The sequence below is a fragment of the Sphingomonas sp. MS122 genome (assembly GCF_049532975.1).
GTDB lineage: Bacteria > Pseudomonadota > Alphaproteobacteria > Sphingomonadales > Sphingomonadaceae > Sphingomonas.
The window spans coordinates 1862422-1874704 of the sequence record NZ_CP186695.1; the positions used below are offsets into that span (position 1 = coordinate 1862422).

A 12283-nucleotide genomic window follows, 5' to 3' on the forward strand; every position below is an offset into this window, starting at 1 on the left:
TGCCTGCGAAATCGAAGGAGGAACTTTTGCCCCTGACCGTCGCCGTCCAGATGGACCCGCTCGACCAGATCAACATCGCGGGCGATTCGACCTTCGCGCTGATGCTCTCAGGCCAGGCGCGCGGGCACCGGCTGTTCCACTATGCGCCCGAAGCGCTCAACTATGCCGACGGCCGCGTCTGGACCACCGCGCATCCGGTGACCGTCCAGCGCGTCGCGGGCAATCATTTCAGCTTCGGCGACCCGGTGAAGCTCGATCTCGGCGAGGAAGCCGACGTCGTCCTCATGCGCCAGGACCCGCCCTTCGACCTCGGCTACATCACCGCCACCCACCTGCTCGAGCGGATCGCGGACCGGACGCTGGTGGTCAACGACCCCGCCAGCGTCCGCAACGCGCCCGAGAAAGTGTGGGTGCTCGATTTCGCGCGCTTCATGCCGCCGACGCTGGTCACACGCAGCCTCGACGAGGCGAAAGCCTTCCTCGCGCAGCATGGCGAGATCGTGGTCAAGCCGCTCCACGGCAACGGCGGCAAGGCGATCTTCAAGGTCGGCCGCGACGGCGCCAACCTCTCCTCGCTGATCGAGCTGTTCAATACCGCCTATCGCGAGCCGCACATGATCCAGGCCTTCCTCCCCGACGTGGCGCAGGGCGACAAGCGCATCGTGCTGGTCGACGGCGAGGTCGCGGGCGCGGTCAACCGCGTGCCGGGCGAGGGCGAGATCCGCTCCAACCTCGCGGTCGGCGGGGTGGCCGCGAAGACCGAGCTGACCGCGAAGGAGCGGGAGATCTGCGCCGCGCTCGGGCCCGAGCTCAAGAAGCGGGGGCTGATCTTCGTCGGCATCGACGTGATCGGCGGCGAATGGCTGACCGAGATCAACGTCACCTCGCCCACCGGCATCGTCGCGATCGACAAGTTCAACGGCACCGACACTGCCGGCATGATCTGGGATGCGATCGAGGCACGCATCGCCGCGCGCGGCTGATCCTTTGCGCACATCGCGGGTTCAATCCCACCAGTGACCGAGTTCATCCTCAACCTGATCGCCTGGGGCGGCTATGTCGGGATCTTCATCCTGATGACGCTCGAGAACGTCTTCCCGCCGATCCCGTCCGAGGTGATCATGGGGTTCGGCGGCATGGCCGTCGCGCGGGGCGACATGAACATGACTCCGCTGCTGATCTGGGGCACCGCGGGCACCACGCTCGGCAACCTGTTCTGGTACGCGGTGGGGCGCTGGATCGGCTATCAGCGGCTCCGGCCGTTCGTCGACCGCCATGGGCGCTGGCTCACGCTGCGCTGGGAAGATGTCGAGGGTTTGAACCGCTTTTTCCGTCGGCATGGCCTGTGGGTGGTGTTCGTGTTCCGCTTCCTGCCCACCTTCCGCACGATGATCTCGCTGCCCGCGGGCATGGCCAGGATGGGGCTGCCGCGCTTCCTGCTCGCGACCTTCGCCGGCAGTGCGATCTGGAATGCGATCCTTGCCTATGCCGGGCTGCTGCTGGGGTCGCGGTTCGAGCAGCTGCAGGACTATGTCGGCCCGCTGGCGATCGGCTTCACCGTGGTAGCGCTGGCCTATTATCTCTGGCGGGTCGTCACCTGGCAGGAGCGCCCTAGCTCCTGAAGCTGTCCTTGGCGGCGCGGCGCTCGGCGAGCTGCGCCACGCTCTCCGCGCGCATGAAGGGGTTGGTGGCGCGCTCGAGCGCGATCGTCGTCGGCACCGTCGGCAGTCCCTGCGCGCGCATCCGGTCGACCTCGGCCATGCGCTCGGCGAGCGCCGCGTTGTCCGGCTCGGCGACGAGGGCGTAGCGGCCGTTCGATTGCGTATATTCGTGCGCGCAATAGACCGCGGTCTCCCCGGGCAGCGCCGCGAGCCGCTGCATGTTGCCGAACATCTGCTCGGCGGTGCCCTCGAACAGCCGCCCGCAGCCCATCGCGAACAGCGTGTCGCCGACGAATACGATCGCCGCGTCGGGCAGATGATAGGCGATGTGCCCCGCGGTATGCGCGGGCACTTCCAGCACCATCGCGGCATGGTCGCCCAGCATCACGGTATCGCCTTCCGCGACGAGCCGGTCGGCGGTGGGGATGCGCGCGGCCTCGGCGGCAGGGGCGATCACGGTACAGCCCGTCGCTTCCTTGATCGCGGCGTTGCCGCCGGTGTGGTCGGGATGCCAGTGCGTGTTCCAGATCGCATCGATCGTCCACCCGCGCGCCTGCGCCGCGGCGAGCACCGGCGCGGCCTCGGCCGGATCGACCACGATCGTCTCGCCCGAGGTCTCGTCATGCGCGAGCCAGATGTAATTGTCGCTGAGTGCGGGAATGCGGACGACCTCGATCATGGCGTCTCTCCTAGCAGTTCGAACGTCTCGCGCGCCAATCGTTCGGTCAACGCCTGCGCGCCTTCGGGCGACTCGCCGGTCGAGGATCGGCCGAGGTCTGCGGCCTGGCCGGCCCACATCGGTGAATAGTCACCGCGCCCATCGGCTTCGGCGACGCGGCGAAGCTCTGTCAATGCCGCCGAGGCATAGGGGAAGCGCGGCACGCCGGGATGCACCGGCCCGATCGCGTCCGTGAGCTTGTTGCGTACGCCGCGGGCGAGGCCGCCCGAAAACAGGTTGGTGACCACGGTCTCGCCGCCCAAAGCGGCGCGGTGCGCGGCGGAGATCGTCGCTTCGGCGGTATGGAGATAGGCGGTGCCGAGCTGTACGGCGGCGGTGCTCAACCGCAGCGCGGCGGCAATCCCCTCGGCATCGCCAATTCCCCCTGCGGCGATCACCGGGATCAGGAACGCGTCAGCCTCCAGCGCAATCCGGCGGGCGAGCGCCAGCGTCCCCTCCGGCCGATAGCCCTCGAGGAAATGCCCGGCATGACCGCCGGCCTCGAACCCCTGCGCGATGACCATGTCGACCCTGGTGAGCAGCCATCGTGCCTCGGCAAAGGTGGTCGCGTTGCCGATCACGACGATCTCCGCTGCCCGGATACGATCGAGCAGGGGCGGCTCGGGCAGGCCGAAATGGAAGCTGACGACCTTGGGGCGCAGCTCCACCACGGCATCGCACATCGCCGCGTCGAACGGCGCGCGCAGCGGTGGCGGCGTCGCGGGCGGCCCGACGCCCTCGGCTTCGTAGAAGGGAGCGAGCAGGCGCCGCCAACCCGCCTCGTCAGGTGGCTCGCCCAGCACATGGCAGAAGAAATTGAGGTTGAGCGGGCCTTCAGCCTGCGACCGCACCTCGGCGACCTGGGCGCGCACCCGATCGGGCGTGAGCATGGCGCAGGGCAGCGATCCCACCGCACCGCCGCGGATTGCCGCGGCCGCCAGCGCCACGCCGCCCGCGCCCGCCATCGGCGCCTGCACGATCGGTACGCGGGCGCCAGTCAGCGCCAGGAACTTCCGGACGGGCCAACCGGAAAGGATGCCCGCCACGTCAGCTCACCAGCTTCCGGTATTCGGCATCGACGCCCACGGCTCGGCGGGCTCGAGATGGCCGTCCTGCAGCAACTCGACCGAGATGCCGTCGGGGGTGCGCACGAACGCCATATGGCCGTCGCGCGGCGGGCGGTTGATCGTGACGCCCGCGTCCATCAGCCGCTGGCAAGTCTCGTAGATATTGTCGACGCGATAGGCGAGATGCCCGAAATTGCGCCCGCCGGCATATTCCTCGGGCGCGCTGCCGTCCTCGGGCGGCCAGTTATAGGTCAGCTCCACCTCGGCTCGGGCGCGCTCGCCGTCGGCCTCGACATCCTCCGGAGCGGCCAGGAAGATCAGCGTGAAGCGGCCCTTCTCGCTCTCCATCCGCCGCACTTCCTTGAGGCCCATCAGCTCGAAGAAGCGGACGGTGGCGTCGGGATCGGCGACGCGGATCATCGTGTGGAGATATTTCATGGGACCCTCTTTTGCTTCGGCCCTGAGATAGGGCTCGCCGCGCGAGAGTCTATTCCGCCGCGCCGAATTGTTTGAGCGCGGCGCGCGCGGCGATCCCCTGCTCGGTGCCAGGGGCGAGCTGCGCGGCCCTTTCCCATGCGGCCTTCGCGCCCGCCTCGTCGCGGCTCATCGCGGCGATGTTGCCGGCCTCGAGCTGGACCGAGGCGTCATCATCGGCGCGCGCGAGCGCTTCCTTGATGTGGCGCTGCGCGAGCGGCAGGTCGCCGGTGCGGCGGGCAAGCGTCGCCGACAACAGCCAGGTCATCGGATCGGCCGGCGCCTTGAGCACCGCCTGTGCGAGATCGGCGCGCGCGCCGCCAAGGTCGCCCGCCGCGACCAGTGCGCGGGCGCGGTCGAGATGCGCCTCGCCGAGCTCCAGCCCGGCGAGATTGCCCGTCGCCAGCGCGGCGTCGAGCGCGGTGCGCGCCTTGGCCGGATCGGCCGCGGCGAGCCAGGCATTGCCCGCCTGCGCCCAATATTTCGAGGCGCGAACATCGCGCGCCGCCTCGGCCTCGCGCGCCGCGGTCTCGAACGCGCCGCCCGCGCTGATCCAGCGGCGCTGGCTCGCATAGGCCATGCCCAGGCATTGCTGGGCGAGGAAGCGCCCGCCGGCGATCCTCCAGCGCTCCGCCTCGGCGATGCCGCGCGCCGGGTCGCCGACGGCGAGCTCGACGCAATCCTCCCAGCGCTGCTGCTCGGGTGCGGGCGGGCCGGCGGTCGGCGGCGGCGCGGGAACTGCGGGCGCGGCGATCTGGGCGAGCAGGAACAACATCATGGCGTGGCGCTAACATCCTCGATCGCGTTCAGGATCAGGGCGATGTCCTGCGGGCGCGACAAACGGTGGTCGCCGTCCTTGACCAGCACAGTCTGCACATCGTCTGAACGGATGAGGTCGGCGAGCTTGACGCTGTGCTCCCACGGCACGTCGGGATCGCGCTGGCCGTGGATCAGGCGGGTGGGAATCGCGAGATCGATCGGCCCGTGCATCAGCCGGTTGGCCTCGCCCGATTCCCAGAAGCCGCGGGTGGTGACCGTCGGCTCGGGCGAATAGATCGAAGGCTCCTCCAGCCGGCCTTGCTCGCGCAGCACCGACTTCTGCTCGGGCGTGAATCCCCAGTCGGTGAAGTCGGGCGCGGCGGCGATGCCGACCATGGCGACCACCCGCTCGGACCGCGCCAGCGCCACGAGCAGCATGATCCACCCGCCCATCGACGAGCCGACGAGCACGACCGGCCCCTCGGTCGCGCGGTCGACCATCGCCAGCGCGTCGTCGCGCCAGCTCGCCAGCGTCTGCGCCTCGAACGCGCCGCCGCTCTCGCCGCAGCCGGCATAGTCGAAGCGCAGGCACGCCCGGCCGCTCGCACGCGCCCATGCCTCGATCGCGACCGCCTTGCTCCCGCTCATGTCCGAGGCATAGCCGGGCAGGAAGACGATGGTCGGGCCGATGCCGGGCGTGTGATGATGGGCGAGGGCGATCCCGTCGCGGTTGATGCTCTGCATGCGCGAGTCCATAGGCGCGAACGCCGAAGGATTGAACCGTGACGGCGCGAATCCGTCGCGATAGGGTCGGCCAATGGAACGCCCGCTGCCCTTGCTGTTCGCCGAGCATCTCGCACGCGACCGGCGCCGGTCGGCGCATACGGTGCGCGCCTATGAGGCGACGGCGGTGCGGCTGGTGGCCTTCCTCGGCCGCCATTGGGGCGAGGCGGTGACGCGCGCCGCGCTCGGGCGCGTGAGCACCGCGGACCTGCGCGCCTATCTCGCGCATCGTCGCGGCGACGGCCTCGCCAACGTCTCGGCCGCGCGCGAGCTGTCGGCGGTGCGGGCCTTCCTGAAGTTCGCGGGCGGCGAGGACGGCGCGGAAATCCCGCATCTGCGCGGTCCCCGCGTCAAGAAGGGCGTGCCGCGCCCGATCGCGCCGGACGAGGCGGTGGCGCTGGCCGAGGAAGTCGCCGACGACGCGCGCGAGCCCTGGATCGCGGCGCGCGACCTCGCCGTGCTGCTGCTTCTCTATGGCGCAGGGCTGCGCATCGGCGAGGCGATGGGGCTGACCGGCGCGGTGCTCCCGCTCGGCGAGACGCTGCGCGTCACCGGCAAGCGCGGCAAGACGCGGATCGTGCCGCTGCTCCCGCAGGTGCGCGAGGCGGTCGAGGACTATGTCCGCCGCTGCCCCTATGGCACCGCGCCCGGCGAACAATTGTTCCGTGGCGCGCGCGGCGGACCGCTCTCGCCCGCGATCATCCGCCGCTCGGTGCGTGCCGCACGCACGAGGCTGGGCTTGCCGCCGCGCACCACCCCGCATGCGCTGCGCCATAGCTTCGCGACTCACCTGCTCGGGCGCGGGGCCGATCTTCGCGCCTTGCAGGAGCTGCTCGGCCATGCGAGTCTCAGCTCGACGCAGATCTACACGGCGGTCGACGCGGCGCATCTGCTCGACGTCTATCGCAACGCCCATCCCCGGGCGTGACGTGCGGATGCCGGGAACCTTCTGGAAACCCGGTCATTGCGTCTGGTTCGGTCTGCAACAGGAGGTTTCGAATGATCCGATATGGCTGCGCGATCGTCGCGCTGGCGCTCGCGACTGCGGGTTGCGGCGGCACCACCACGCCGGTGGCGAACAGCGACGAACCCGCCAACACCGCGCTGCCGGTGGAGAATGAGACGCTTCCGATCGAGAACGGTGCCGAGGCGGCGGAGACCGCCACCGCCTCGCTCCAGAAGGCCGACGGCACCCCGGCGGGCAGCGCGATCGCGACCGTGACGCCAGAGGGTCTCAGCGTCGCCGTGTCGGTGACAGGCATCACCGCCGGCAACCATGGCGTCCATGTCCACATGACGGGCAAGTGCGAAGGCCCCAAGTTCGAGACCGCGGGCAGCCACTGGAACCCGGGCAACGCCAAGCATGGCCTCGAGAATCCCGACGGCGCGCATGCCGGCGACATGCCCAACCTGACCGTCGCCGACGACGGCACCGGCACGCTGACCTTCGTGCTCAAGTCGGGCACCATGGCGCAGCTGCTCGACGCCGACGGCTCGGCCTTCGTCGTCCATGCAGGACCGGACGACCAGAAGACCGATCCCTCGGGCAATAGTGGCGACCGCGTCGCCTGCGGCGTGTTCGCGGCGGGCTGAAATCGGGGCTACGGGCCGATCAGCGGATAGCGCTCGACCGGCTCGTAGCTCGCGCCGCCGGTGCCGAGGCGGCTTTCGTAGAGGATCATCGTGTCGATCGTGAACGGTGCGCTCGCCACCGCGGCATGCTCCGCGAGCCAGCGATCGACCGGTCCCGCCGACCCGGACATGCGCGCGAGCGTGATGTGCGGCAGATAGGCGCGCCGCTCGGGCTCGAGCCCGGCGCGCACGATCGACTGGTCGACCTTGCGGTGGAGCGCCGCGAGCGGCTCGCGCGGCGACACGCCGGCCCAGAGCGCGTTCGGCCGTCCGCGGCTGTCGAACATGCCGCACCCGTCGAGGCGCAGCTCGAGCGGCGCGTGGCGCACCGATCCGAGCGCCGCCGCGACGTCCTCGGCCGCGTGCGTCCCCACCTCGCCGATGAAGCGCAGTGTCAGATGAAGTTGGTCGTCGTCCTGCCAGCGCGCCCCCGGCACGCCGCCCATCAGGCCGAGCAGCCGCTCGCGGATCGCCTCGGGCGGGCGCAGCGCAACGAACAGACGATGCATGGCCTGGCTCTTAACCGTTTATGCCGGCGCGCGCGACGCCGGTTTTCCTTGAAAGTCCGGCCCGGAACCATGATATTCGGCCTCATCCGGCGGGATGCGCCGGGCAAAGGAGTTTGAGATGGCTAACTGGTCTGATCCCCGGACGACCGCCGCGCCGTACGCGACGGCCGCAGGTGCGCGCGATGTCGCGTACGATGCGGGGCTGCGGTCCTATATGCTTTCGGTCTACAACTACATGGCCTCGGGCGTGCTGCTCAGCGGCATCGTCGCGCTGCTCTTCGCATGGGGCGGCGAGACCTCGATGGCCTATTCGGTGTTCGCCAATGGCGGTCCGTTCGCCTGGCTGATCATCCTCTCGCCGCTGGCCATCGTGCTGGCGATGAGCTTCGGACAGAACAGGATGTCCACCGGCACGCTGCAGGCGCTGTTCTGGGGCTTCGCGGTCCTGATGGGCCTGTCGCTGTCGACGCTGCTGCTGCGCTACACCGGCGCCTCGGTCGCGCAGGCGTTCTTCGCCACCGCGGCCGGCTTCGCCGGCCTCAGCCTGTACGGCTACACCACGAAGCGGGACCTGTCGGGCCTCGGCAGCTTCCTGATCGTCGGCCTGATCGGCCTGATCGTGGCGAGCATCATCAACATCTTCACTCAGTCGAGCACCCTGTCGCTGATCATCAGCTTCGCGGGCGTGCTGATCTTCGCCGGCCTCACCGCCTATGACACGCAGCGTATCAAGAGCATGTACGCCTATGTCGCGGGCACCGACATGGTGGGCAAGGTCGTGATCATGAGCGCGCTGTCGCTCTATCTCGACTTCATCAACATGTTCCAGTTCATCCTGAGCATCATCGGCAACCGCGACTGATCGCTCCGGAAATCCGGAATCGGGAGGGCCCGGCCAGCGATGGCTGGGCCCCTTTTCGTTGCGCATGCGCAAAGGAACCGCGGCTTTCGCCCGCGCGTTTTCATGCCGACACACCGGAGTTGGATCATGAAAGACGACACACCGAAGGACGATGGCGACAAGGCGAGCGTGAAGCCCGGCGACGCAGGCACCGACAGCTCGATCGAGGAACGGCTGGAGAAGAACCCGGAGAACAGGCAGGCGCGGCTCGATCGCGCGCTCGACGAATCGATGGATGCCTCTGATCCGCCCGCGACGACCCAGCCGGTGCACTCGCACCAGCCGCCGTCCTCCTCGGGCTATGACGAGGAGAAGGAGCGGAAGATCGCCGAAGAGCGCCGCCAGAAGGCCGAAAGCGAGTAACCCGCGCTTGCCCGGGCGGCGGGCGGTCCGGTAGGAGGCGCGCATGCTTCACCGGATCGCCCGCCTCGCCGCGCTGCTGCTCGTCGCGCTCGCCGCCGTCCCCGCCCAGGCGCGCGTCACGGTCACCTTCTGGTCCTATGAGAATGGCGGGGACTTTCCGCACGCCTTCTTCACCGTCCACGGCACGCCCGATCGCGGCGGCAAGCCCGTCCAGGGCGCATGGGGCTTCACCCCCAAGTCGGTGACCCCGGCGATGCTGCTCGGCACCGTCGGCGGGAAGATCGACTACACCACCAAGAAGTACGTCTCGCGCAGCATCGCGCATTTCTCCGCGCCGGTGAGCGACGCGCAATATGACTCGCTGGTCCGGCTGGTCGCCGAATGGGGCGAGAAGGGCAACAACAGCTACAACATCAACCGCCGCAACTGCGTGCACTTCGTCGCCGAGGCGATGCGCCGCGCGGGCCTGCGCGTGGTCGAGGACAAGAAGCTTATCAAGAAGCCGCGCAGCTTCACCCGCTCGATCGCGGCGCTCAACGCCGGCCGCGTCGCGGTGATCGACAAGCCTGCGGCGCCCTATCTCGCGGCGAACCCCGGGCTCGCCGGCGTCGGCAGCTGATCCCTAGCGCTTGAGCACGTCGAGCGCGGCGGCGGTCATCGCTTCCGCGGCGGTGCCGATCACCTTTTCCGCGTCGGGCGCCCATTTCGAACTGTGCAGCGAGGGCAGGCCCCTGCCGCCCGCCGCCTGCGCCGCATCCCATTTGTCCTGCGGCACGCCGCCGACCCAGTAGATCACGCTCTGGATCGACGGATCGGCGATGTGGAAGCGGCCGAAATCCTCGCCCGCCATCGTCGGCGGAATGTCACGCACCCGGTCCGCGCCGAAACGCGCCGTGAACAGCGCCTTGAGCTCGCCGGCGAACGCCTCGGTGCTGACGGTGGGAGGCGTGAAGGGCTCGCGCACCTTGACCACCGGCAGTTGGTCCTCGGGAATGCCCGCGGCGATCGCCTCGCCCCTGGCGATACGCGTGATGCCGTCGAGCAGCTGCCGGCGCACCTCCGGGGTATAGGCGCGCACGGTGAGCAGCATCAGCGCCTGCTCGGGGATGATATTGTGTCGCGTGCCGCCCTGGAAGCTGCCGACGGTGACCACCGCGGCCTCCTGCGGATCGACCTCGCGGCTCACCAGAGTCTGCAGCGCCGAGACGATCCGCGCGCCAAGCACGATCGGGTCCTTGGTCGTCGCGGGATAGGCGCCGTGGCCGCCGACGCCCTTGACCAGGATGTCGACCGAATCGACGCTGGCGAAGGTGGGGCCGGATCGGATGCCGATCGTCCCCGCGGGCAGCGCGGCGCTGTTGTGGAAGGCGATCGCGTGGCTGGGCTTGCCGAAGCGTTCGTATAGCCCGTCCTTGAGCATCGCGAGCGCGCCCACACTGCTCTCCTCGGCGGGCTGGGCGACCATCACGACCGTGCCTTTCCACCGGTCCTTCATCGCCGCGAGATTGCGCAGCGTGCCGACCCAGGCGGTCATGTGCGTGTCGTGCGCGCAGGCATGCATGATGCCGGTCTCGACGCCTTCCGGTGTCTTGCCGCGCACCTTGGAGGCGAAGGGCAGGCCGGTCTCCTCGGTCACCGGCAGCGCGTCCATGTCGGCGCGGATCAGCAGCGTCGGCCCCTCGCCGTTCTTGAGCACCGCGACCACGCCGGTGCCGCCGACCTTCTCGGTCACGGCATAGCCCGCCTTGCGCGCCTCCGCCGCCATCTTCGCCGCGGTCTTCACCTCATGCTGGCTGAGCTCGGGATTGGCGTGGAGATCGCGATAGAGCGCCATCAGCGAGGGCAGCTCCTTCGCGGTGGCGTCGCGGACGGGATCGGCGGCAGCGGGGAGCGCGAAGGCGAGGCCGCTCGCCGCGGCGATGAGGAAATGCTTCATGGGATCCTAGCCTAGGGGGCCGACAGGGCGGCGCAATGTCCAATCACGGGTAAGCTGGGCGTTCAGGCGGGGACGAGTTCGATCAGGTCGAGCTGCGATTCGAAGGTGGGCCAGGGCAGCACCAGCCGCCAGCGCGCCGTCCCGACGCGCTCGATATAGCCGGCCATGTCGCGCTTGACGTCCTGGCCGTAATCGAGCGGGATCGTCTCGTCGCCAAGTTCGAGCGCCCCGAGGAAGATCACGCGCGCATCGGTTTCCGCATAGATCCTGCCGGTCGGGCGTTGCGATCCGTCGAGCTTGACCAGGGTCGGTATCTCGCCCTCGCGGCCGATGCGGCAGTTGAACCAGGGATAGGCGGTGAAGTCGCGCATCCCCTCGCGCTGGGCGCCGAGCTTGAAGGTGCGGCATTTATAGTCGCCCGCGGGTGGCATCGCGCGGCCGAGCGCCTGGTCGGGCTCGAACAATGCGCCCTCGGCGGCGATTGCGGCGGCGTTCGCGGCGCGCGCCTTGGGCAGCGCCTCGACCCACGCCTTGCGCCAGTTGCGCAGCCGGTCGCGGTCCTGATCGGTGGTGATCATCCGCCAGCGCGTCTCGGGCGCTTCCTTGACGAGCTGCAGGCCGCCATTCTTGGAACAGGCGGCGAGGGCCAGGGCGAGCAGGAGGGCGGCGGCGCGCATCTCAGGCCGCCGTCCAGCCGCCGTCCATGGTATAGTTCGCGCCGGTGATCGCACTCGCTTCCTCCCGGCACAGGAAAACCAGCAGCGCGGCGACCTGTTCCGGCTGGACGAACTGCTTGGTCGGCTGCGCCGCGAGCAGCACGTCGTTCATCACCTGCTCGCGCGTCATGTTGCGCGCCTTCATCGTGTCGGGAATCTGGTTCTCGACCAACGGCGTCCAGACATAGCCGGGCGAGATGCAGTTGACGGTGACCCCGTCGGTCGCGGTCTCGAGCGCGATCGTCTTGGTGAGGCCGGCGATTCCGTGCTTGGCGGCGACATAGGCGGACTTGTTGGGACTCGCGACGAGGCTGTGCGCCGAGGCGGTGTTGATGATCCGTCCCCATTTCGCCGCCTTCATGTGGGGCACCGCGGCGCGCATCATGTGCCAGGCGCTGGACAGGTTGATCGCGATGATCGCGTCCCATTTCTCGACCGGGAAGTTCTCGATCGCCGCGACATGCTGGATGCCGGCATTGTTGACGATGATGTCGGGCCCGCCGAGCTCGGCGTGGCAGCGCTCGACCATTGCGTAGATCGCGTCGGGCTTGCTCATGTCGGCGCCGTCGTAGAGCGCCTTGGCGCCGGCCGCCGTCTCCAGCGCCGCGCGCTCGGTCTCGATCGCCGCGGCGTCGCCGAAGCCGTTGATCATCACGCTCGCGCCCTCGGCGGCGAGCGCCTTGGCGATGGCGAGGCCGATGCCCGAGGTCGAGCCGGTGACGATGGCGGACTTGCCCTTGAGGAACATGGGGACTCCTTGGCTG

At 69.3% G+C, this 12283-nt stretch carries 16 protein-coding genes; 7 read left to right on the forward strand and 9 right to left on the reverse strand.

Translation table 11 applies throughout. The features are described 5' to 3' along the window. The first annotated feature begins 26 nt into the window (after positions 1-26). Together gshB and ACO227_RS08870 are read left to right on the forward strand one after the other, a co-directional pair. On the forward strand, positions 27-983 hold the full coding sequence (gshB, locus tag ACO227_RS08865; protein WP_423606981.1) for a glutathione synthase: 957 nt from the start codon (positions 27-29) through the stop codon (positions 981-983). 33 nt (positions 984-1016) lie between these two features. Then, positions 1017-1622 carry a DedA family protein gene (locus ACO227_RS08870; protein WP_423606982.1) on the forward strand — a complete coding sequence of 202 codons (606 nt, stop codon included), beginning with the start codon at positions 1017-1019 and terminating at the stop codon, positions 1620-1622. Here the strand turns inward: ACO227_RS08870 and gloB are convergent. Genes gloB through ACO227_RS08895 form a run of 5 tightly spaced genes read right to left on the reverse strand, consistent with a single transcriptional unit; the run spans position 1612 to position 5423 of the window. Continuing rightward, complete coding sequence (gene gloB, locus ACO227_RS08875) at positions 1612-2340, reverse strand: hydroxyacylglutathione hydrolase (RefSeq protein WP_423606984.1); 729 nt, start codon at positions 2338-2340, stop codon at positions 1612-1614. The genes ACO227_RS08870 and gloB overlap by 11 nt on opposite strands. Further along, positions 2337-3425, reverse strand: a complete 1089-nt coding sequence (locus tag ACO227_RS08880) for an NAD(P)H-dependent flavin oxidoreductase (RefSeq protein ID WP_423606986.1) — start codon at positions 3423-3425, stop codon at positions 2337-2339. Before ACO227_RS08880 ends, gloB begins: the two co-directional genes overlap by 4 nt. A gap of 6 nt (positions 3426-3431) precedes the next feature. Continuing rightward, positions 3432-3884 carry a VOC family protein gene (locus ACO227_RS08885; protein WP_423606988.1) on the reverse strand — a complete coding sequence of 151 codons (453 nt, stop codon included), beginning with the start codon at positions 3882-3884 and terminating at the stop codon, positions 3432-3434. A gap of 49 nt (positions 3885-3933) precedes the next feature. Continuing rightward, positions 3934-4698 carry a hypothetical protein gene (locus ACO227_RS08890; protein ID WP_423606990.1) on the reverse strand — a complete coding sequence of 255 codons (765 nt, stop codon included), beginning with the start codon at positions 4696-4698 and terminating at the stop codon, positions 3934-3936. Next, entirely contained in the window at positions 4695-5423 is a 729-nt protein-coding gene (locus ACO227_RS08895) for an alpha/beta fold hydrolase (RefSeq protein WP_423606992.1), read from the reverse strand. The genes ACO227_RS08890 and ACO227_RS08895 overlap by 4 nt, the downstream gene beginning before the upstream one ends. Positions 5424-5496: 73 nt before the next feature. On the opposite strand from ACO227_RS08895, the gene ACO227_RS08900 reads away from it, so the two are divergent. Further along, positions 5497-6390 (forward strand): tyrosine recombinase XerC, encoded by an 894-nt coding sequence (locus tag ACO227_RS08900; RefSeq protein WP_423606994.1) that lies wholly within the window; start codon positions 5497-5499, stop codon positions 6388-6390. Between the two features lie 71 nt (positions 6391-6461). Next, a complete protein-coding gene (locus tag ACO227_RS08905; protein ID WP_423606996.1) occupies positions 6462-7055 on the forward strand; it encodes a superoxide dismutase family protein in 594 nt (197 codons plus the stop codon). An 8-nt stretch (positions 7056-7063) separates the two neighbouring features. Here ACO227_RS08905 and thpR read toward each other — a convergent pair whose 3' ends face one another. After that, positions 7064-7603, reverse strand: coding sequence for an RNA 2',3'-cyclic phosphodiesterase (gene thpR / locus ACO227_RS08910; RefSeq protein ID WP_423606997.1), 540 nt, complete (start codon positions 7601-7603; stop codon positions 7064-7066). A 118-nt stretch (positions 7604-7721) separates the two neighbouring features. Between thpR and ACO227_RS08915 the strand changes: the two genes are divergently transcribed. From ACO227_RS08915 to ACO227_RS08925, 3 genes are all read left to right on the forward strand, one after another. Further along, entirely contained in the window at positions 7722-8465 is a 744-nt protein-coding gene (locus ACO227_RS08915) for a Bax inhibitor-1/YccA family protein (RefSeq protein WP_423606999.1), read from the forward strand. 126 nt (positions 8466-8591) lie between these two features. Further along, on the forward strand, positions 8592-8867 hold the full coding sequence (locus ACO227_RS08920; RefSeq protein WP_423607001.1) for a hypothetical protein: 276 nt from the start codon (positions 8592-8594) through the stop codon (positions 8865-8867). 43 nt (positions 8868-8910) lie between these two features. Continuing rightward, positions 8911-9486 (forward strand): hypothetical protein, encoded by a 576-nt coding sequence (locus ACO227_RS08925; RefSeq protein WP_423607003.1) that lies wholly within the window; start codon positions 8911-8913, stop codon positions 9484-9486. 3 nt (positions 9487-9489) lie between these two features. Here ACO227_RS08925 and ACO227_RS08930 read toward each other — a convergent pair whose 3' ends face one another. The 3 genes from ACO227_RS08930 to ACO227_RS08940 all read right to left on the reverse strand — a co-directional run bounded on the left by ACO227_RS08930 (position 9490) and on the right by ACO227_RS08940 (position 12267). Further along, positions 9490-10803 (reverse strand): amidohydrolase, encoded by a 1314-nt coding sequence (locus tag ACO227_RS08930; RefSeq protein WP_423607004.1) that lies wholly within the window; start codon positions 10801-10803, stop codon positions 9490-9492. Between the two features lie 62 nt (positions 10804-10865). After that, complete coding sequence (locus ACO227_RS08935) at positions 10866-11480, reverse strand: DUF4893 domain-containing protein (protein WP_423607006.1); 615 nt, start codon at positions 11478-11480, stop codon at positions 10866-10868. 1 nt (position 11481) lies between these two features. Then, a complete protein-coding gene (locus ACO227_RS08940) occupies positions 11482-12267 on the reverse strand; it encodes a 3-hydroxybutyrate dehydrogenase (protein WP_423607008.1) in 786 nt (261 codons plus the stop codon). Positions 12268-12283 lie beyond the last annotated feature (16 nt).

Excerpts from the sequence above, each read along its gene's own strand:
- gloB (WP_423606984.1), bottom strand. The coding sequence starts at position 2,340 with ATGATCGAGGTCGTCCGCATTCCCGCACTCAGCGACAATTACATCTGG.
- ACO227_RS08885 (WP_423606988.1), bottom strand. The coding sequence starts at position 3,884 with ATGAAATATCTCCACACGATGATCCGCGTCGCCGATCCCGACGCCACC.
- ACO227_RS08890 (WP_423606990.1), bottom strand. The coding sequence starts at position 4,698 with ATGATGTTGTTCCTGCTCGCCCAGATCGCCGCGCCCGCAGTTCCCGCG.
- ACO227_RS08895 (WP_423606992.1), bottom strand. The coding sequence starts at position 5,423 with ATGCAGAGCATCAACCGCGACGGGATCGCCCTCGCCCATCATCACACG.
- ACO227_RS08900 (WP_423606994.1), top strand. The coding sequence starts at position 5,497 with ATGGAACGCCCGCTGCCCTTGCTGTTCGCCGAGCATCTCGCACGCGAC.
- ACO227_RS08905 (WP_423606996.1), top strand. The coding sequence starts at position 6,462 with ATGATCCGATATGGCTGCGCGATCGTCGCGCTGGCGCTCGCGACTGCG.
- thpR (WP_423606997.1), bottom strand. The coding sequence starts at position 7,603 with ATGCATCGTCTGTTCGTTGCGCTGCGCCCGCCCGAGGCGATCCGCGAG.
- ACO227_RS08915 (WP_423606999.1), top strand. The coding sequence starts at position 7,722 with ATGGCTAACTGGTCTGATCCCCGGACGACCGCCGCGCCGTACGCGACG.
- ACO227_RS08920 (WP_423607001.1), top strand. The coding sequence starts at position 8,592 with ATGAAAGACGACACACCGAAGGACGATGGCGACAAGGCGAGCGTGAAG.
- ACO227_RS08925 (WP_423607003.1), top strand. The coding sequence starts at position 8,911 with ATGCTTCACCGGATCGCCCGCCTCGCCGCGCTGCTGCTCGTCGCGCTC.
- ACO227_RS08930 (WP_423607004.1), bottom strand. The coding sequence starts at position 10,803 with ATGAAGCATTTCCTCATCGCCGCGGCGAGCGGCCTCGCCTTCGCGCTC.
- ACO227_RS08935 (WP_423607006.1), bottom strand. The coding sequence starts at position 11,480 with ATGCGCGCCGCCGCCCTCCTGCTCGCCCTGGCCCTCGCCGCCTGTTCC.
- ACO227_RS08940 (WP_423607008.1), bottom strand. The coding sequence starts at position 12,267 with ATGTTCCTCAAGGGCAAGTCCGCCATCGTCACCGGCTCGACCTCGGGC.